General features: G+C 74.4%; 16 protein-coding genes and 1 pseudogene. 9 read left to right on the top strand and 8 right to left on the bottom strand.

All coding sequences use genetic code 11. The features are described 5' to 3' along the window. Positions 1-55: 55 nt before the first annotated feature. Genes HF526_RS34635 through ssd form a run of 4 tightly spaced genes read right to left on the bottom strand, consistent with a single transcriptional unit; the run spans position 56 to position 3,856 of the window. Complete coding sequence (locus HF526_RS34635) at positions 56-772, bottom strand: type II secretion system F family protein (protein WP_239028711.1); 717 nt, start codon at positions 770-772, stop codon at positions 56-58. Between the two features lie 29 nt (positions 773-801). Then, positions 802-1,611, bottom strand: a complete 810-nt coding sequence (locus tag HF526_RS15415) for a type II secretion system F family protein (RefSeq protein WP_169382116.1) — start codon at positions 1,609-1,611, stop codon at positions 802-804. Then, positions 1,605-2,759: a TadA family conjugal transfer-associated ATPase gene (locus HF526_RS15410; RefSeq protein WP_169382115.1), complete on the bottom strand. Its 1,155-nt coding sequence runs from the start codon at positions 2,757-2,759 to the stop codon at positions 1,605-1,607. Before HF526_RS15410 ends, HF526_RS15415 begins: the two co-directional genes overlap by 7 nt. Continuing rightward, entirely contained in the window at positions 2,756-3,856 is a 1,101-nt protein-coding gene (ssd, locus tag HF526_RS15405; RefSeq protein ID WP_275404027.1) for a septum site-determining protein Ssd, read from the bottom strand. Before ssd ends, HF526_RS15410 begins: the two co-directional genes overlap by 4 nt. Before the next feature lie 450 nt (positions 3,857-4,306). On the opposite strand from ssd, the gene HF526_RS15400 reads away from it, so the two are divergent. Beyond that, the gene (locus HF526_RS15400) at positions 4,307-5,122 is read left to right on the top strand and encodes an HAD family hydrolase (RefSeq protein WP_338051498.1); all 816 of its coding nucleotides are present in this window, start codon (positions 4,307-4,309) and stop codon (positions 5,120-5,122) included. Positions 5,123-5,569: 447 nt separating this feature from the next. On the opposite strand, the gene HF526_RS15395 is transcribed toward HF526_RS15400, so the two are convergent. Then, positions 5,570-6,325 (bottom strand): oxidoreductase, encoded by a 756-nt coding sequence (locus HF526_RS15395; protein ID WP_338051497.1) that lies wholly within the window; start codon positions 6,323-6,325, stop codon positions 5,570-5,572. A 387-nt stretch (positions 6,326-6,712) separates the two neighbouring features. On the opposite strand from HF526_RS15395, the gene acs reads away from it, so the two are divergent. The 5 genes from acs (at position 6,713) to HF526_RS15370 (ending at position 12,139) form a co-directional block, all read left to right on the top strand. Continuing rightward, on the top strand, positions 6,713-8,689 hold the full coding sequence (gene acs, locus HF526_RS15390) for an acetate--CoA ligase (RefSeq protein WP_169382114.1): 1,977 nt from the start codon (positions 6,713-6,715) through the stop codon (positions 8,687-8,689). Positions 8,690-8,717: 28 nt separating this feature from the next. Beyond that, the gene (gene arfB, locus HF526_RS15385; RefSeq protein ID WP_420821622.1) at positions 8,718-9,155 is read left to right on the top strand and encodes an alternative ribosome rescue aminoacyl-tRNA hydrolase ArfB; all 438 of its coding nucleotides are present in this window, start codon (positions 8,718-8,720) and stop codon (positions 9,153-9,155) included. Between the two features lie 188 nt (positions 9,156-9,343). Further along, positions 9,344-10,591 (top strand): Na+/H+ antiporter NhaA, encoded by a 1,248-nt coding sequence (gene nhaA / locus HF526_RS15380; protein WP_211177275.1) that lies wholly within the window; start codon positions 9,344-9,346, stop codon positions 10,589-10,591. 92 nt (positions 10,592-10,683) lie between these two features. After that, positions 10,684-11,193, top strand: a complete 510-nt coding sequence (locus HF526_RS15375; RefSeq protein ID WP_338051495.1) for a phage holin family protein — start codon at positions 10,684-10,686, stop codon at positions 11,191-11,193. A gap of 79 nt (positions 11,194-11,272) precedes the next feature. Continuing rightward, positions 11,273-12,139, top strand: coding sequence for an alpha/beta fold hydrolase (locus tag HF526_RS15370; RefSeq protein ID WP_338051494.1), 867 nt, complete (start codon positions 11,273-11,275; stop codon positions 12,137-12,139). Positions 12,140-12,264: 125 nt separating this feature from the next. Here the strand turns inward: HF526_RS15370 and HF526_RS37435 are convergent. Continuing rightward, positions 12,265-12,618: pseudogene (locus tag HF526_RS37435) on the bottom strand (cation:proton antiporter domain-containing protein); the annotation flags it as partial. A gap of 131 nt (positions 12,619-12,749) precedes the next feature. Here HF526_RS37435 and HF526_RS15365 point away from each other — a divergent pair. Beyond that, complete coding sequence (locus tag HF526_RS15365) at positions 12,750-12,926, top strand: hypothetical protein (protein WP_169382058.1); 177 nt, start codon at positions 12,750-12,752, stop codon at positions 12,924-12,926. On the opposite strand, the gene HF526_RS15360 is transcribed toward HF526_RS15365, so the two are convergent. After that, the gene (locus tag HF526_RS15360; protein ID WP_169382111.1) at positions 12,923-14,038 is read right to left on the bottom strand and encodes a glycerophosphodiester phosphodiesterase; all 1,116 of its coding nucleotides are present in this window, start codon (positions 14,036-14,038) and stop codon (positions 12,923-12,925) included. The two genes, HF526_RS15365 and HF526_RS15360, sit on opposite strands and share 4 nt — an antisense overlap. A 122-nt stretch (positions 14,039-14,160) precedes the next feature. Between HF526_RS15360 and purD the strand changes: the two genes are divergently transcribed. Together purD and HF526_RS15350 are read left to right on the top strand one after the other, a co-directional pair. Next, positions 14,161-15,426 (top strand): phosphoribosylamine--glycine ligase, encoded by a 1,266-nt coding sequence (gene purD, locus HF526_RS15355; protein WP_169382110.1) that lies wholly within the window; start codon positions 14,161-14,163, stop codon positions 15,424-15,426. A gap of 134 nt (positions 15,427-15,560) precedes the next feature. Further along, positions 15,561-16,670, top strand: coding sequence for a pyridoxal phosphate-dependent aminotransferase (locus HF526_RS15350; protein WP_211177272.1), 1,110 nt, complete (start codon positions 15,561-15,563; stop codon positions 16,668-16,670). A 15-nt stretch (positions 16,671-16,685) separates the two neighbouring features. Here HF526_RS15350 and HF526_RS15345 read toward each other — a convergent pair whose 3' ends face one another. Beyond that, positions 16,686-17,816 (bottom strand): GntG family PLP-dependent aldolase, encoded by a 1,131-nt coding sequence (locus HF526_RS15345; RefSeq protein ID WP_169382109.1) that lies wholly within the window; start codon positions 17,814-17,816, stop codon positions 16,686-16,688. Positions 17,817-17,952 lie beyond the last annotated feature (136 nt).

Here is a 17,952-nt window from a genome sequence, read left to right as displayed (position 1 = left end):
GGACATCGTGGTTCTCCTTCTCTTCATCGGGTGCTGCATCGGAATGCGGCAGGTGTCACCACTGCGCGACGGCGTCGCCGGCCAGGCCGATCACGACGGGGGCGATGCCGAGGGCGAGGAATGCGGGCAGGAAGCAGAGCCCGAGCGGACCGGTGATCTGAACGGCAGCCCGCTGAGCCCGGGCCTGGGCGGTGTCGACCAGCTCGGCCCGCAGCCGCACGGCCTCGGACCGGGCGACCTGCGCGAGCGCGGCGCCGGTCACGGCCGACCGGCGGGCCGCACGGCCGAACGGGCGCAGCGCGGGAAGGCTGTCGACCCCCCGCCATGCCTCTGCCGGGTCGGCGCCCAGCTCGAGCAGTCCCGCGACCCGCCGCAGCTCGACCCCCGCCCGCCCGGCGAGTCGCTCGGCCGCGGCCTGCACGGCCACCGGCACCGGGAGCCCGGCCTCGAGGCACACGGCGAGGAGCTCCCAGCCCCCGGCCAGCCCGGCACCGTCGCCGTCGTGGCCGCGGGAGCGGGCGACCATCCGGCGGGCCGCGATCCCGGCACCGGAGCCCGCGGTGGCACCCAGCAGCGCGCCACCCGTGCCGCCCACCGCGGCCCAGACCAGCACCGCCACCGCGAGGCCGGCCGTGACGGTCCAGGAGGCACGCAACGGCGCTGCCTCCCCGGTCGGCGCGGGCGCTGCGCCCGCGGTGAGCGTGCGCAGCCGGCCGGATCCGGCGCGGCCACCGCACGCCAGCAGGGCCCCGGCCAGCAGGACCGCTGCCATCGCCGTGAACGGTGCGGACCGGTCGGGGATCATCGGGGCACCGCCGAACGCAGGATGTGTTCGGTCCACAGCACCCCGGCCGCGGCCAGGCCGACCCCGGTGATCAGCAGCAGTTGGCCCAGGACGCCGGCGCGCAGCACCGCCAGCGGGTCCGCGCCGAGCAGGTGACCGAGGCCGAGGCCGAGCATCGGCAGCGCGGTGAGCACCGTTGCGGTGGCCCGCGGACCGGCCAGCTGGGCGCGGACCTGCTTGCCGTAGGCGACGCGCCACCGGATGTCGCTGTGCGCGCCGGCGAGCAGGTCGGCCAGCGGGGCGCCGTGCCGATCGGCCAGCGCCCACGCGCCGGCGACCCGGGCGAGGTCGGCGGCGAGCGCCGGGTGCGTCCCGGACCGGCCCAGGGCGGCCGGGATCTGGTCGCCGAGCCGGGCGGCCGCCGCCGCCGGTCCGAGCGCGGCCCGGGCCAGCGGCCCGTCGCCGTCGATCCCGGCGAGCGCCGCGGACGGATGGGCGCCGGCCCGCAGCTCGTCGGTCATCCGGGCGAGCGCGTCGGCCAGTTCGGCACCGGCGGCAGCCCCGGCCTGCTCCGCGCGGCGGCGGGTGCGCCGGTGCCGCCAGACCCCGATGACGAGGGCGCCGGCCACCGCGCCCCCGGGGCCGCCCAGTAGCAGACCGAGCACCGACCCGAGGCCGATGAGCCAGGCCGTGCCGGGGGAGCGCAGCAGCCCACGCCGGGCCTGCGCGGGCTCGCAGGCGACGGCGTCGAGCCGCGCGCACGCCGGAGCCCCCGGCGCGCACAGCAGGGCGGCGGCCAGCGCCGCCGCGGCGGCCGCGCTCACCACGGCGCCCGCACCCCACGTTCGGCCAGCAGCTCACCGAGCGCCGCTCGGCCCGCTGCCCAACCGTCGGACCGGGTCCAGGCCGCCCGCACGGCGACGTCGGCACCGTCACGGATCAGTACACCGACGCCGTCGAGCACCCGGCCACCGGAACGGCGCCGCCGCATGTGCAGCACCACCTGCACGGCCGCCGCGAGTTGGCTGTGCAGCGCGGCCCGGCTCATCCCGCCGGCGCCGGCCAGCGCCTCCAACCGGGCCGGGACCTCGCGGGCCGAGTTGGCGTGCACCGTGCCCGCCCCGCCGTCGTGCCCGGTGTTGAGGGCGGCCAGCAGGTCGCAGACCTCGGCGCCGCGAACCTCGCCGACCACGAGCCGGTCGGGGCGCATGCGCAGCGCCTGCCGGACGAGGTCGCGCAGCGCGACAGCGCCGGCGCCCTCGATGTTGGCCGGCCGGGACACCAGCCGGACGACGTGCGGGTGCCGCGGCCGCAACTCCTCGGCGTCCTCGACGCAGACGATCCGTTCCCGCGGATCGACGCTGCTCAGCAGGGCGTTGAGGATGGTCGTCTTGCCGGTCCCGGTTCCACCGCAGACCAGCAGGGCCAGCCGGGCGGCGACGACGGCCCGCAGCAGCGCCTCCCCGACGGCGTCGACGGTGCCGAGCCGACGCAGCGTGGTCAGGTCGTGCGCGGCCGGGCGCAACACCCGCAGGGACAGGCACGTTCCGTCGGCCGCGACCGGGGGGAGCACCGCGTGCAACCGGACTCCGGACTCCGACAGCCAGCCGTCGACGTAGGGGCTGGCGTCGTCGAGCCGGCGGCCGGCGGCGAGGGCGAGCCGCTGCGCCAGCCGGCGCACCGACGCCTCGTCGGGGAAGCGGACGTCGGCGGGCTGCAGGCCGGCGCCCCGGTCGACCCACACCGCGTCCGGCCCGCTGACGAGGACGTCGGTGGTGCGGGGGTCGCGCAGCAGTTCGTCGAGCGGGCCGGCGCCGACGAACTCCTGACGCAGCGTGCGTAGCGCGGCCAGCACGTCGAGGTCCGAGGCCACCCCACCGGCTTCGGCGCGCACGGCCGCGGCGACCGCGGCCGGGGTGGGCTCACCGCCGGACTCGGCCAGCCGGGACCGCACCCGGTCGACCAGCGCCGTCATGCCTGGCTCCCGGAGCGCGCGAGGCCGATCGCTGCGTCGAGTTCATCGAGCACCGCGCGGGCCGCTCCGGCCAGCGGTCCCCGGCCCCGGCCCGGGGGCACCCCGCGCTCCAGGGCGCGGGCCAGCCCGGGCTCGGGGCGCATCCCGACGAGCAGCGGCAGCCCGAGCGCCCGGGCGACGTCCTCCGCGGAGACCCCGCCCGGCGCCGGGCCGCGCACCACGACCTGCACCGGCCCGGCCTGCTCGGCGAGCACCGCCGCCACCCGGGCGGCCGCCGCGCAGGACCGCACGTCGGCCGGTACCACCAGCACCGCGAGGTCGGCCGCGGCAAGGGCGACGAGCGCGGTGTCGGTCGGGTAACGGGGCAGGTCGCACACGACGGTCTCCCCGGCCCGGCGACCCGCCTCGATGACGGCCTCCACCGCGGCCGGGGACGGCCCCTGCTCCGACCGGTCGCACGAGAGCACGCCCAGCTCGCCACCGGTCCGCTGCCCGACACCCGGCGCGGGCAGCGCCGCGTGCAGGGCCGTGGCCGGTACCCGGCCGCCGGCGACGGTGAGATCGGGCCAGCGCAGGCCCTGGACATCCTCGGCGCCGAGTACCAGGTCGAGCCCACCGCCCAGCGGGTCGCAGTCGACCAGGAGCGCCCGGCGGCCGTCCTGCACGGCGCCGACCGCCACCGCGGCCGCCAGCACGGACGCCCCGGCTCCGCCACGGCCGCCGACGACGGCCAGGACCGGACCGTTGCCGCGGCTGCCCTCCGCCGCCTCGGCCAACGCCGCGACGAGCCAGGGCTCGGCGTCGGGGAGCGAGACGACGTGCTCGGCACCCACCGCCACCGCCTGTTCCCAGACCGGAGGCGGTGGCTCACCCGGCACCGCGACGACGACCGCGTCGCGGCGGGGTAGCCGGCTGCGGGCACAACGCAGCGCTGCCGGCGGGTCCAGCAGTACCAGCGGAGCTCCCGCCCAGTGCCGGCGGGCGTCGGCCGAATCCAGTGCGCGGTGTACCTCGCAGCCGGCCGCGGCCGCGAGCCGCAGCACGGCGTCCAACAGTTCCGGGTCCTCGACCATCACCAGTGCGCGCCGCTCGTCCATCACCCGGAGCCCTCCTCGCCGGTCCGCCCGGTGCGGACTCACCGGGTTCCAGCGTGGGGTGGGTCGGGCCGAGGCGGCGGAAATCGGTCCGTGGCTGTGGATGGCCGACCGCCGATGTGGACGATTCGCATCGCAGCAGCGGTGGGCTGAACCGGCTTGTCGGGGTCACCCGGCATGCTGGGCGGGGGCCCTGTGGGCCTGGAGAAGTGGACGACCCCCGCCAGGGGGGATTGGCGGGGGTCGTCGTCGGTTCAGCCCCGGGGGGTCGAGCTGAACCATGCCCGGACGCATCCGGGCCGACTCAACTGTAGCCGGAACCGGGCCTCAACGCCCGTCCCTGCGCCGACGCATGTTTCTCCTGCGCCGACCGGCCCGTTCAGGCCGTCCGGCAGCCGGCTCGACGACCCACCCGAGGCACTGCCGGCGCCACATCTGGCAAGCTCCCGCGGCGTGTCCGGTCCGTCCCTGCAGCTGCCCACGGCGGCGGCCTTCTTCGATCTCGACAAGACCATCATCGCCGGGTCGAGCGCGCTGGCCTTCAGCCGTCCGTTCCGCCGGCAGGGGCTGATCAGCCGGCGGGCCGCGCTGCGTAGCGGCTACGCGCAGTTGCTGCTCATGCTGTCGGGTGCGGACGCCGACATGATGGACCTGCTGCGCCGCCGCATCACCGCGCTGTGCACGGGGTGGGAGGTGGCGCAGATCCACGCGATCGTCGCCGAGACGCTGCATGAGGTCGTGGAGCCGCTCGTCTACGCCGAGGCCACCGCGCTCATCGCCGCGCACCAGGCGGCCGGCGAGGAGGTCGTGGTGCTGTCGGCCTCCGGCCTTGAGGTCGTGGAGCCGATCGCGGCGCTGGTCGGTGCCGACCGCTGCCTGGCGACCCGGATGGCCGTCCGGGCCGGGCGGTACACCGGAGACATCGACTTCTACTGCTACGGCGAGCACAAGGCGCAGGCCGCCCGGGAGATCGCCGCCGAGCGCGGCTACCGGCTGGCGGACTGCCGGGCCTACTCGGACTCGATCACGGACCTGCCGCTGCTGGAGGCCGTCGGCCATCCGACGGCGGTGAATCCGGACCGCGCCCTGCGCCGCGAGGCCGAGCAGCGCGGGTGGCCGATCCTCACGTTCGCGGACCCGGTCGCGTTGCGGTCGCGGTTCCGCACGCCGCCCGCGGCGATGCTCGCGGCGGCCGGTCTGGGAGCTGTCGCGCTGGCCGGGGCGGGTTGGTGCGGACACCGTTTCCGACAGCGCCGGCAACGAGGCTGACCCATTCCGGCGCTGGTTCCCTGAGCAGGGCTTTCGCGTCGGCGCCCGTCCCTTCTACGGGATGACCTCACCGTCGGAACAGCGGCCGGTCGGGTCGACTGTGGGGCATCGACGGCTACCCGCGGTGACTGAACCGGTGCACCCGCGTCAAACTCTTGCTGTGGCGCCGGTCACCTACTAGAAATGGGGTTGCGGACTCCTGGTCGGCCAGGGGCGGTACGGCAGAGAAGTGCCCGTCTCCCCCGATGAGGGCTCCGTGTGTGGCCGCCGGGCCCTCCACGCACAGCACGCCGCGGGAGGCATGTCGTCGTGGGCCTGCGTACCGGGACGCCGGACGCCGAGGCCGGAGCACGACACGTAGTGCACGCCTGGATCCCGGAGTTCACACGCAGACGGGCGGCACCCCTCGATGAGGGGTTCCGCCCGTCTCATGTGGCGCCCCGAAGCTCAGGTCCGCGCCTCCGCGATGGACGTCCCTTCCCGGGCCCCGGTCTCCCATTGCGCGCAGCAGTGCAGCAGCCATGCCGTGATGCCCTCGACGCTGCCACCGGCGAAGCCCTCAGCGGCCGCGCGGTACTCGCCCGCCCGGCGCAGGTGCCCGACCTCGGGCACGGCGAGGCCCTTCGGGTCCAGTCCGGAGGCGACCGCGGCGAGCCGTGCGGCGGCTCGCGCCACGACGCCGTTCGCGGTCGGGAACGGCGCCAGCGTCAGCAGCTCCCCGTGGACGACCGCGACCAGCACCGGGGCGGGCACGGACGTCCCCCCGGTGGCCAGATCGGCCAGCAGGGACAGCCGGGCGGCAACGCCCTCGTCGGTCCGCGGCCGGCCGAGCTCCTCGCCGTGCCGGTCGGCAGGCACGAGGTCGGCGGCGGCCACCATGTGCAGCCGGGCCAGTGCCTGCAGCGGAGCCGCGCGCCACACGCCGAGCAGCCGGCTCGCTTCGTCGGCGGCGCGTACGGCCCCGGCCAGCACCGGGTCGGTCACCAGTTCCTCGTTGGTCGGGGTGAGTGGGGCCCCGTCGAGGGCCGCGGACGCGCGGGCCGCGCGCAGGCCCGCCTCGGCAGCGCTCGCCGGCCAGCCGCGCCGGTTGACGGGGTGGTTGTGCACGGCGACCACCGCGTCGCGGGCGCGCGCGACGGCGTCCGCCACGCCCGGAAGGTCGACGAGGGGGGCGAGCGGATCGGACACGCGTGACGCAGGCACGACGCCATGCTGTCACTGGCGCGGCCGCTGCCGTGCGGCGACCATCGGTGAGTCAGGGCGATCCGGGGCGACCCGGTTTCGGAGGAAAGCCCGGAACGTCACGAAATGAGCATCACCGCCGTACTGGCCGGGTATGCCCCTTGGCCGGGGTGCTCAACGCGACGTGACGACGGACGATCCTGCCGACCTTCGCTCTCGGTGTCCGATAACTGCCGACCTGAGCATTCACAGCTTTACGCAGGGTGTTCGATGGCCTGATGGGCCGTCGCGCCTGTCCGTACTGACGGTGCGCGCGCGGTTTAGGAACACTAGCGTCTGACCCCGATGAGCGTGAGCCCGGCCACCGCTGTCCGGCTCACCCGCGCAGGACGAGGAGGGCACGAGGAAATGGCCGAGTCCGGAGCCACGCTGAGCAACCTGTCCACCGAGAGCCGGAGCTTCCCACCCGCCGAGGAGTTCGCGGCGCAGGCCAATGCCACGGAGGGCTGGTACGCCCGCGCCGACGACGACCGTGAGGCGTTCTGGGCGGAGCAGGCAGACCGGCTGAGCTGGGCCCAGAAGTGGGACGAGGTCCTGGAGTGGGACGCCCCGTTCGCCAAGTGGTTCGTCGGCGGCAAGCTCAACGTCGCCTACAACTGCGTCGACCGGCACGTCGAGGCCGGGCACGGCGATCAGGTCGCGTACCACTGGGAGGGCGAGCCGGGCGACACCCGCACCATCACCTACGCCGACCTGCAGCGCGAGGTCTCCAAAACCGCCAACGCGCTCATCGAGCTCGGGGTGGGCAAGGGCGACCGGGTCGCCATCCAGCTGCCGATGATCCCCGAGGCCGTGTTCTCGATGCTGGCCTGCGCCCGGCTGGGTGCGCTGCACAGCGTCGTGTTCGGCGGGTTCTCCCCGGGCGCGCTGCGCTCCCGCATCGAGGACGCCGAGGCCAAGCTGCTGATCACCTCCGACGGGCAGTACCGGCGCGGCAAGCCGGCGCCGATGAAGGAGAACACCGACGAGGCGGTCAAGCACACCCCGTCCATCGAGCACGTGCTCGTGGTCAAGCGGACCGAGACCGACGTGCCGTGGACCGAGGGTCGTGACATCTGGTGGCACGACCTGGTCGACCGCCAGTCCGACCAGCACACCCCCGAGGCGTTCGACTCCGAGCACCCGCTCTACATCCTCTACACCTCGGGCACCACGGGTAAGCCGAAGGGCATCCTGCACACCTCCGGCGGCTACCTCACCCAGGCCGCGTACACGCACAACGTGGTGTTCGACCACAAGCCGGGGGAGAGCGTCTTCTGGTGCACGGCCGACATCGGCTGGGTCACCGGGCACAGCTACATCGTGTACGGGCCGCTGGCCAACCGCGCCACGTCGGTGATGTACGAGGGCACCCCGAACACCCCGCACGAGGGCCGGCACTGGGAGATCATCCAGAAGTACGGCGTCTCGATCTACTACACCGCTCCCACACTGATCCGCACGTTCATGAAGTGGGGCAAGGAGATCCCCGACAAGTACGACCTTTCCTCGCTACGGGTGCTGGGCACGGTGGGTGAGCCGATCAACCCCGAGGCCTGGATGTGGTATCGGGAACACGTCGGCCACGACAACTGCCCGATCGTCGACACCTGGTGGCAAACCGAGACCGGCGCGATCATGATCTCCCCGTTGCCCGGCGTGACGGCGACCAAGCCCGGATCGGCGATGCGGCCACTGCCGGGCATCGCGGCGACTGTGGTCGACGAGTCCGGCACCCCGGTCGGCAACGGCGAGGGCGGATACCTGGTGCTCGACCAGCCGTGGCCGGCGATGCTGCGCGGCATCTGGGGTGACGAGGAGCGCTACCGCGACACCTACTGGTCCCGGTTCGCCGACCAGGGCTACTACTTCGCCGGTGACGGCGCCAAGTACGACGACGACGGCGCGGTCTGGCTGCTCGGCCGCGTCGACGACGTCATGAACGTCTCCGGGCACCGGATCTCGACGACCGAGGTCGAGTCGGCGCTGGTCAGCCACCCGACGGTGGCCGAGGCGGCGGTCGTCGGCGCCTCGGACCCGACCACCGGGCAGGGCATCGTCGCGTTCGTCATCCTGCGCGGCAACGTGGCCCAGGACGAGGCCAAGGGCGAAGAGGCGATCAAGGCGCTGCGCGACCACGTGTCCAAGGAGATCGGGCCGATCGCCAAGCCGCGCCAGATCATGGTCGTCGACGAGCTGCCCAAGACCCGCTCCGGGAAGATCATGCGCCGGCTGCTGCGCGATGTCGCGGAGAACCGCGAGATCGGCGACGTCACGACGCTGGCCGACTCGACGGTCATGGACATGATCTCGTCGGGGCTGCAGGAGGGTAGGTCGGAGGACTGAGGCATGCCCCCTCGGGCATCCTGGCCACATGGCTGCGATGCCCGAGGAGGGACTGCCCGTACGCGGATCGCTGGTGCTGCCCGAACGGGAGCTGCACTGGCGGTTTTCGCGTGCCTCGGGCCCGGGCGGCCAGGGGGTCAACACCACCGACTCGCGGGTCGAGCTCTCGTTCGACCTCGCCGGCTCGCCGTCGGTGCCGGAAGCGTTGCGCGAGCGAGCGCTCGGACGGCTGGCGAATCGGCTCGTCGACGGCGTGCTGACGGTCGTCGCCTCGGAGCACCGCAGCCAGTTGCGCAACCGCGACGCCGCGCGTGATCGGCTGGCGACGACCCTGCGGTCCGCGATGGCGCCGGATCCACCGAAGCGGTGCCCGACCCGGCCGACGGCGGGGTCGCAGCGGCGGCGGCTGGACGCCAAGAACCGCCGGGGGGCGATCAAGAGGCTGCGCGGGCGGCCGGAGGATTAGCGCGCAGACACCGCGACTCGCGCGCCGAAGAACGCCGACTCGCGCGCCGAAGAACGCCGACTCGCGCGCCGAAATGTGACGACTCGCGGGGTGTGGGGGGTCACGTTCCGGTTACGCCGTCCCTCCAGGGCCGTTAAGATCGCGTCAAGGTGAGCCGGGAAGTCTGGTCGGCAGCTTCGTCGCCGACCCTGGAGTCGCCCGTGATCTCTGCACGCCGCCTCGTCGCCCCTGCTTCCGAGTTCGCCCGCTACCTGCGCACCGAGACCGTGGGTGGCGTCGTCCTCCTCATCGCCACCGCGGTCGCCCTGATCTGGGCGAACTCGCCGTGGGCCGGCGTGTACGAGGCGATGCGGGAGATCCGGGTCGGGCCCGCCGCGCTGCATCTCGACCTCACCCTCGCCCAGTGGGCCGCCGACGGGTTGCTGGCGATCTTCTTCTTCGTCGTGGGGCTGGAGCTCAAGCGCGAGCTGGTGGTCGGTGAGCTGTCGACGGTGCGCCAGGCGCTGCTGCCGGTGGCCGCGGCACTCGGCGGGATGATCGTCCCGGCCGGACTCGCGCTGCTGGTCGGGCGCGGCGCGCCGGGGATGGACCAGGCGTGGGCGATCCCGGTGGCCACCGACATCGCGTTCGCCCTCGGGGTGCTCGCGCTGGCCGGTTCCGCGCTGCCCGCGGCCGCCCGGGTGTTCCTGCTCGGGCTCGCCGTCGCCGACGACCTCGGCGCGATCGTCGTCATCGCCGTGCTGTTCAGCTCGGGCTTGCAGGTCGGCGCGCTCGCGGTGGCCGCCGCCGCGGCCGGGCTCTACTGGTGGCTGCAGCGCCGCCGGGTCCGCGCGTGGTGGCTGTACGTCCCGATCGCGCTGGTCACCTGGACCGCGATCCACGAGGCCGGGGTGCACGCCACCATCGCCGGGGTGCTGCTCGGCCTGCTGACCCGGGTGAAGCCCGACCCGGACGAGGACGAGGCCCCTGCCGTGCGGCTGGAGCACCGGCTGCAGCCGTGGTCGGCCGGGCTCTGCGTGCCGGTGTTCGCGCTGTTCGCGGCCGGGGTGCCGGTGGGCGCCGAGGCGCTGCGTGAGGTCGTCACCGAGCCGCTGTCGCTGGGGGTCGTCGTCGGCCTGCTGCTGGGCAAACTACTCGGCATCCTGGGCGCGTCCTGGCTGGCCATTCGCATCACCCCGGCGTGCCGTCCGCGCGGGCTGGGCTGGCGCGACATGGCCGCGGTGTCCATGCTGGGTGGCGTCGGGTTCACGGTCAGCCTGCTCATCGCCGAGCTCGCGCTCGCCGACCAGAGCCCGCAACTGGTGCAGACGGCCAAGGCGGCGGTGCTGCTGGCCTCGGCGGCGGCGGCCCTCATCGCCGCGGCCATGCTGGTCCGGCGCGGCCGGGTGCACGCCGCCCGTGCCGAGACCGTCCCGGACACGCCCACGTCCGGATGACGCTCGCTCCTGACCGGGCACCGGTCCGGGTGGCGTGGCACGATGGCGCCCCGATCATGTCCAGAGCTCGATGGCACACAGGAGGGACCGCGGTGGCCAGCCCGACCAGCTCCAGCGGCACGGATGTTCCACCCGTGCTGCCCTCGATCCCGCTCTCACCCGAACCGGCACCTGCCGACCAGTCGATCGGCGCGCTCGTCAAGGACGTGACCACGCACGTCTCCTCGCTCGTCCGTTCCGAGGTCGAGCTGGCGAAGGCCGAGGTCACCTCGGAGGTGAAGAAGGGGCTGCAGGGCAGCATCTTCTTCGTCGTCGCGCTGACGGTCCTGCTGTTCAGCCTGTTCTTCCTGTTCTTCGCGATCGGGGAGCTGTTGTCGCTGTGGCTGAACCGGGCCGCCGCCTTCGGCATCGTGTTCGGTCTGATGGTGGTCGTCGCCGCGGTGTTCGGTCTCCTCGGCTACCGGCGGGTGCGCAAGATCCAGAAGCCGGAGCGCACGATCAGCAGCCTGAAGGAGACGGCGGAGGTCCTGAGCAGCCGCGGTCGCCACGACGGCCAGGAGCCCGCCGAGCTGAACGGGCGTCGCGCCAGCACCACCGGCTGAGCCGGGCCGGGAGGTGGCGAAACGGGGCGGACCCGACCCGTCATCGGTCCGGCTGCCGGGTCCGTGGACGCACCGTGAGGTGTCGGCCAACGGCATCCGGCTGCACGTCGTGGAGAGCGGCCAGGGCCCGCTGGTCGTCATGCTCCACGGGTTCCCCGAGTTCTGGTGGTCCTGGCGCCACCAGCTGGCCGGTCTGGCCGAGGCCGGGTACCGGGCCGTCGCGGTCGACCTGCGCGGTTACGGCGACTCCGACAAGCCACCCCGCGGCTACGACCTGTGGACGCTCGCCGGTGACGTCGCCGGGCTGATCCGGGCGCTCGGCGAGTCCGAGGCCCGCATCATCGGGCACGACTGGGGTGGGCTCATCGGCTGGACGGCCGCGGCGCTGCATCCGCGGCTGGTGCACTCGCTGGCCGTTGTCGCCGCACCGCACCCCCTGGCCGTGCGCAACGCGGTGGTGCGCGATCCGGGTGGACAGGGCCGCGCCACCCTGGGCTACGCCCTGGGCTTCCAGTTGCCACGGTGGCCGGAGCGCTCGCTGCGAGCCGACGACGGCGCCAGGGTGGAGCGGATCATGCGCAGCTGGGCGGGTCCGGCATGGTCCGCGTCGGACGACTTCGCCGAGGCCGCGGCGCGCAACCGGCAGGCCATTCAGATCCCGGCCGTGGCGCACTGCGCGATGGAGTACTACCGGTGGGCGCTGCGCTCGCAACTGCGGGCCGAAGGGCGCCGGTTCGCCGCCGCGGTGGCCCGGCCCACCGCCATGCCGGTGCTGCAGGTGCACGGCTCGGCGGATCCGTGCCTACTCGAGCGCACGGCGCGCGCATCGACCCGCTGGGTCGGCGACGATCCGGACATGCGGGTACTGCCCGGGATCGGGCACTTCCCGCACCAGGAGTGCCCGGCGACGGTCACGGGGCTGATCGCCGACTTCCTGGCCGGCTGAGGCCCAGGGGCACCCGTCCTCGCCCGCGAGCAGCGTCGCCTCCTCGAAGTCCAGCCGGCGCAACACCCGGCGGAGCATCTCGTCGTCGATCCGGCCCGCACGGCCGCGCTCGCCAGCCGCGGATCGTTCAACCGCAGCCGGAGCCTGTACACCAGCCGGCCGATGGCCAGGACGATCGCGACACCGCCGACCGTGGACCACAGCAGCATCCCGAGCGCGCCGAACACGGTCACCCCGGCGCTGCCGGCGCCCGCGACGAACACCCGGAACAGGGTCAGCGCGGTCGCGTCGTCGAGCAGGCTCTCACCGCCGAGGATCGTCATGATCCGCTCGGGCAGCCCCGGCCGGCGGCCGATCCCGAGCGCGGAGACCGCGTCCGGTGACGCGACCACCGCGCCGAGCACGAGCGGCGCCGGCAACGACAACCCGGGGATCACCCACCAGGCGACGAGACCGACCGCCACCGCTGTGGAGGCCACCAGCCCACAGCGAGCAGCGCGATCGGCCGGATGTTGCCGCCGATGCCGAGGCAGGACGGCTGCAGCGCGGCCGAGTACAGCAGCGGCGTGAGCCCCAGCAGCGGGGCCGCCCGGGGTTGTTCTCGATCTGCGTGACGCCGGGCAGGAACGACGCCGCCAGGCCGACGACCACCGGCACCAGCCGCTGCGACTGCAGCCCGTACCGCCGCGCCACCGCGCACTTCCACCGCACCGAGCACCCGGTGATCCGGTCCGACGAGCCCGGGGAGTCCTGGCGGTGGTGCTACGTCGACGAGCGGATCGTCTAGCGCACGGGTTCGAACAGCGCGGCGCGCGCCGCGACCGCGGTGTCCGGGTTGTCCGCGAACAAGCCGTCGATCCCGGCCCGCAGGAAGGCCTCGTACTCGGCGAACGCGTCGCCGTACTCGGCGTCCCCACCGGCGGAGCGGAACTGGGCGGGCAGGAAGCGGTTCTCGTTGCGGAACGTATAGGGGTGCACGAGAAGGCCCGCCGCGTGTGCGTCGGCCACCAGCGCGGTGGGGGCGCTCAGCACGCCGTCCGTGTCGCGGGTGATGACCATGTCCTTGTCCGGCCCGATGCCGTCGGCGTACGTCGCGATGTCGGCGAGGCCCTCCGGTGTGATGAGGTCGACACCCCGGCGCGGGTCCCCGGCGGAGGCCAGGTCGGCCGGCCCGCAGACCGCGTCGAGCAGCTGGATCAGTCCCACGTGCAGCTGTCCGCGCAGCGCGCGCAGGTTGGCCGTCTCGAACGACTGCACGAACACCGGCGCGCCGGGCTCGTTCAGCCCGGCCCGGTCGAGCGCCGCCACGAGCCCGGGCTCCAGCGGCCGGCCGATCGAGGTGAAGTAGCCGGGGTGCTTGGTCTCCGGGTAGACCCCGATCTCACGGCCCAGCTCGGCGGACAGCGCCGCGCGCAGCGCGAGGATCTCGTCGAAGGTCGGGACGGCGTACCGGCCGTCGTAGATCGTGTTCTCCTGCCGGACGTCCGCGATCCGCTCCCGTGCGCGCAGTGTGCGCAGCTCGGCGAGGGTGAAGTCCTCGGTGAACCAGCCCTCGCAGACGATGCCGTCGATGGTCTTCGTGGTCCGGCGGTCGGCGAACTCCGGGTGCTCGGCCACGTCCGTGGTGCCCCCGATCTCCGGCTCGTGCCGCGCCACGAGGACCCCGTCGGCGGTGCTCACCAGGTCGGGTTCGATGAAGTCGGCGCCCATCCGGGCGGCCAGCTCGTAGGAGGCGAGGGTGTGCTCGGGCCGGTAACCGGAGGCCCCGCGGTGCCCGATCACGACCGGCTGCGCGACCCGGGACGTCGGCGCGGCGTCCGACTCGGGGTACGCCGTCACGGCGGTCTGGGCCATCGTGGTCAGGGCGCCGACGAATAGTCCCTTCAGCGGAGACGGCATGCCGTCACTCTGACGGGCGATCTCGTCGGGGGCTCCACCGGGGGGCGGCCGACCGGTGTCATCCGGGTGAACGCATGATGCGGTGGAGAGGGCCGCGGGGCGAGGATCTACGCTGGCCGACCGTGCGCGTCCTGGTCGTCGGATCCGGTGCTCGTGAGCACGCCATCGTCCTCGCCCTGGCGCAGGACCCCGGGGTGACCGCGCTGTCGTGCGCGCCCGGAAACGCGGGAACCGCCGCGGTCGCGGAACAACGCGGCCTCGACATGCGGGACCCGAAGGCGGTGGCGGCCCGGGCCACCGAGTGGAAGGCCGATCTCGTGGTGATCGGCCCGGAGGTACCGCTCGTCGCCGGTGTCGCCGACGCGGTGCGGGCCGCCGGGATCGCCTGCTTCGGCCCGAGCGCGCAGGCGGCCCGGATCGAGGGCTCCAAGAGCTTCGCCAAGGACGTGATGGCCGCCGCCGGGGTGCGCACGGCCACCGCCGAGGTCGTCGACAACCCGGCGCACCTGGACGCCGCGCTGGACCGGTTCACCCCGCCCTACGTGGTGAAGGACGACGGGCTGGCCGCCGGCAAGGGCGTCGTCGTCAGCCCGGACCTCGAGGTGGCCAGGGCGCACGCGCTCACCCTGCTCGACGGCGGGCACCCGGTGCTGCTGGAGTCGTTCCTGGACGGCCCGGAGGCGTCGCTGTTCTGCCTGGTCGACGGCCACAACGTGGTTCCGCTGCTGCCCGCGCAGGACTTCAAGCGCGTCGGTGACGACGACTCCGGGCCCAACACCGGCGGGATGGGCGCCTACGCGCCGCTGCCGTGGGCCGACCCGGGCCTGGTCGACGAGCTCGTGGCGGACGTCGTGCAGCCGGTGGTGGACGAGATGGCCCGCCGCGGCACCCCGTTCTCCGGGCTGCTCTACGCCGGGCTCGCGCTGACGTCGAGCGGCCCGGCGGTGATCGAGTTCAACTGCCGGTTCGGTGACCCCGAGACCCAGGCGGTGCTGGCGTTGCTGCGCACCCCGCTGGCCGGGCTGCTGCATGCGGCCGCCACCGGCACCCTCGGCGACGTGCCCCCGCTGGAGTGGGCGGACGGCGCCGCGGTGACCGTCGTCGTGGCGGCCGAGGGGTACCCGGGCACGCCCCGGCTCGGTGACGTGATCACCGGCGCGGAGGCCGAGGGTGTGCTGCACGCGGGCACCCGGCGCCGCGACGACGGGGCCGTGGTGTCGGCGGGCGGGCGGGTGCTGTCCGTGGTGGGCACCGGGCCCGACCTCGAGGCGGCCCGGGTGGACGCGTACCGGCGGCTGGCCGGGGTGCGCCTGGCGGGCTCGCACCACCGCACCGACATCGCGCTGAAGGCCTCCCGGGGCGAGGTGGCGGTGCCGGAACGGCACTGAGCCGGGAGCCGGCCGGACCCGCTCCCACCGCCTCTCCCGAGCGAGTGCTTAGTCTCGACCCCGTGACCGGACCTGCACTGCCGACCGCGCGGCTGGGCGTCGCCCGGCGCGCGGCCATCCCTCCCTTCCATGTGATGGATGTCTGGGCGGCCGCGGGGGAGCGCCAGCGCACCCACGGCGACCTGATCAACCTGTCCGCCGGGCAGCCGTCCACCCCGGCGCCGGCCGGCGTCCGCGCCGCGGCCGCTGCTGCGCTCGAGGGTGAGGTGCTGGGCTACACCGTCGCGATGGGCATCCCGCCGCTGCGCGCCGGGATCGCCGAGCACTACGCGCGCACCTACGGGGTCGAGGCCAGCCCCGACGAGGTCGTGGTCACCACCGGCTCCTCCGGCGGGTTCCTGCTCGCGTTCCTCGCCTCCTTCGACGCCGGCGACCGGGTGGCGATGGCCCGGCCCGGCTACCCCTGCTACCGCAACATCCTGTCCGCGCTGGGCTGCGAGGTGGTGGAGCTGCCGTGCGGCCCGGAGACCCGGTTCCAGCCCACGGTGGCGATGCTGGAGGCCCTCGACGAGCCGGTGAAGGGCCTGGTCGTGGCCAGTCCGGCCAACCCGACCGGCACCGTGCTCGACGCCGCCGAGCTGGCCGCGCTCGCGACCTACTGCGAGCAGGGCGGCATCCAGCTGATCAGTGACGAGATCTACCACGGGATCTCCTACCCGGGTTCGCCCGCGACCTCGTGCGCGTGGGAGACCTCCCGGGAGGCGATCGTCGTCAACTCGTTCTCCAAGTACTTCTCGATGACCGGCTGGCGGCTGGGCTGGCTGCTGGTGCCGCCGCGGCTGCTGCGCGCGGTCGACCGCCTGGCCGGCAACTTCACCGTGTGCCCGCCCGCGCTGCCCCAGCACGCCGCGCTCGGGGCGTTCACCCCGGACAGCTACACCGAGGCCGATGGCCACGTCGTCCGCTACGGCGTCAACCGGGCGCTGCTGCTGGACGGGCTGCCGCGACTGGGCATCGACCGGCTCGCCCCCGCCGACGGCGCGTTCTACGTCTACGCCGACGTCTCGCACCTGACCGGCGACTCGATGGAGCTGACCTACCGGCTGCTCGCCGAGACCGGTATCGCGGTGGCCCCCGGGATCGACTTCGACCCCGTCGACGGTGGCCGGTTCATCCGGTTCTCCTGCGCCGGGGCGACGGAGGACATCGCGGAGGCCCTCAAGCGCCTGGAGGCCTGGCTCTGAGGGCGCCGGCGGGGGTCACCGCCCGCCGGGGCGCGCCGGGGCGCGACCGGCGCCCCTCCTGATGGCCCGCGGCCCGGCCGGCGGGGTGCTGCGGGCCGGCTCGACCGGGCCGATCCGGTCAAGCGCCGCGGTGATGTCGGCGTCGGTCAGGTCGGCGTGGGTCATCAGCCGCACCTTGCCGGCCATCGCCGAGGCGCGGACCCCGGACTCCTCGAACTGACGCAGCGTGCCGGCGAGGTCGGCCACCTCGACGAGCACGATGTTGGTCTGCGGGGCCTGCAGTTGCCAGCCGCGCTCGCGCAACCCGTCGGCGAGCCGGGTGGCCCGCTCGTGGTCCTCGGCGAGCCGGTCGATCCGGTCCAGTGCGACGAGCCCGGCCGCGGCCAGCACCCCGCCCTGGCGGACGCCGCCGCCGAGCATCTTGCGCAGCCGCCGGGCCTGCTCGGTGAACTCCGCGGAGCCCGCCACGACCGACCCCACGGGCGCGCCGAGGCCCTTGCTCAGGCACACCTGGACGGTGTCGGCCCCCACGGTCAGCGCCGCGGGCGGCACCCCGAGGGCCACCGCGGCGTGCCAGAGCCGGGCGCCGTCGAGGTGCACGGCGAGCCCTGCGGCCCGGGCCGCGGCCGCGACGGCGGCGTGCTCCTCGGGCGCGGTGACGGTGCCGCCCGCCGCATTGTGTGTGTTCTCCAGGCACAGCAGCGTGGTGCGCAGTGTGTAGTACGGGCCGGTCGTGCCGGCGGCGCGGCGCACCGCGTCGGGGGAGACCTTCCCGGGCCCGGCGTCGTGCTCCAGCGCCCGCGGCATCCCGCCGGCGAGCCACGCGGCGGTGCCGAGCTCGGCCTCGAGGACGTGCGCGCCGGCCGGGGCGAGGAAGGTGTCCCCGCGGGACAGGTGCGCCATCAGCGCGATCAGGTTGCCCATCGAACCGCTGGGCGTCCACATCGCGTCGGCCGCGCCGAGCAGCCCGGCCACCCGGACCTCGAGCTCGCGCATCGTGGGATCGCGGTCGAGGACGTCGTCGCCCACCTCGGCGGCGGCCATCGCCGCGCGCATCTGCTTGGTCGGGACGGTGACGGTGTCCGACCGAAGGTCGATCGGACCGGCACCGGCCTTGGCGCGGCGCGTTCGCGTGGTGGGCCTCACGCTGCGGATTCAATCAGCCGGCGACGGGGAGGTCGCGCCTGGGTCACGGAAAGGTCACGACGGGGCTGCTGCGCAGCACGGTGCGCGGTGAGTGGTGCTGGAGCACCACTCACCGCGCACGGCCCGTAGGCTTTAT

This window comes from Pseudonocardia acidicola (genome assembly GCF_012911935.1).
GTDB classification, from domain to species: domain Bacteria; phylum Actinomycetota; class Actinomycetes; order Mycobacteriales; family Pseudonocardiaceae; genus Pseudonocardia; species Pseudonocardia acidicola.
This window is presented reverse-complemented; position numbering and strand designations above follow the sequence as displayed.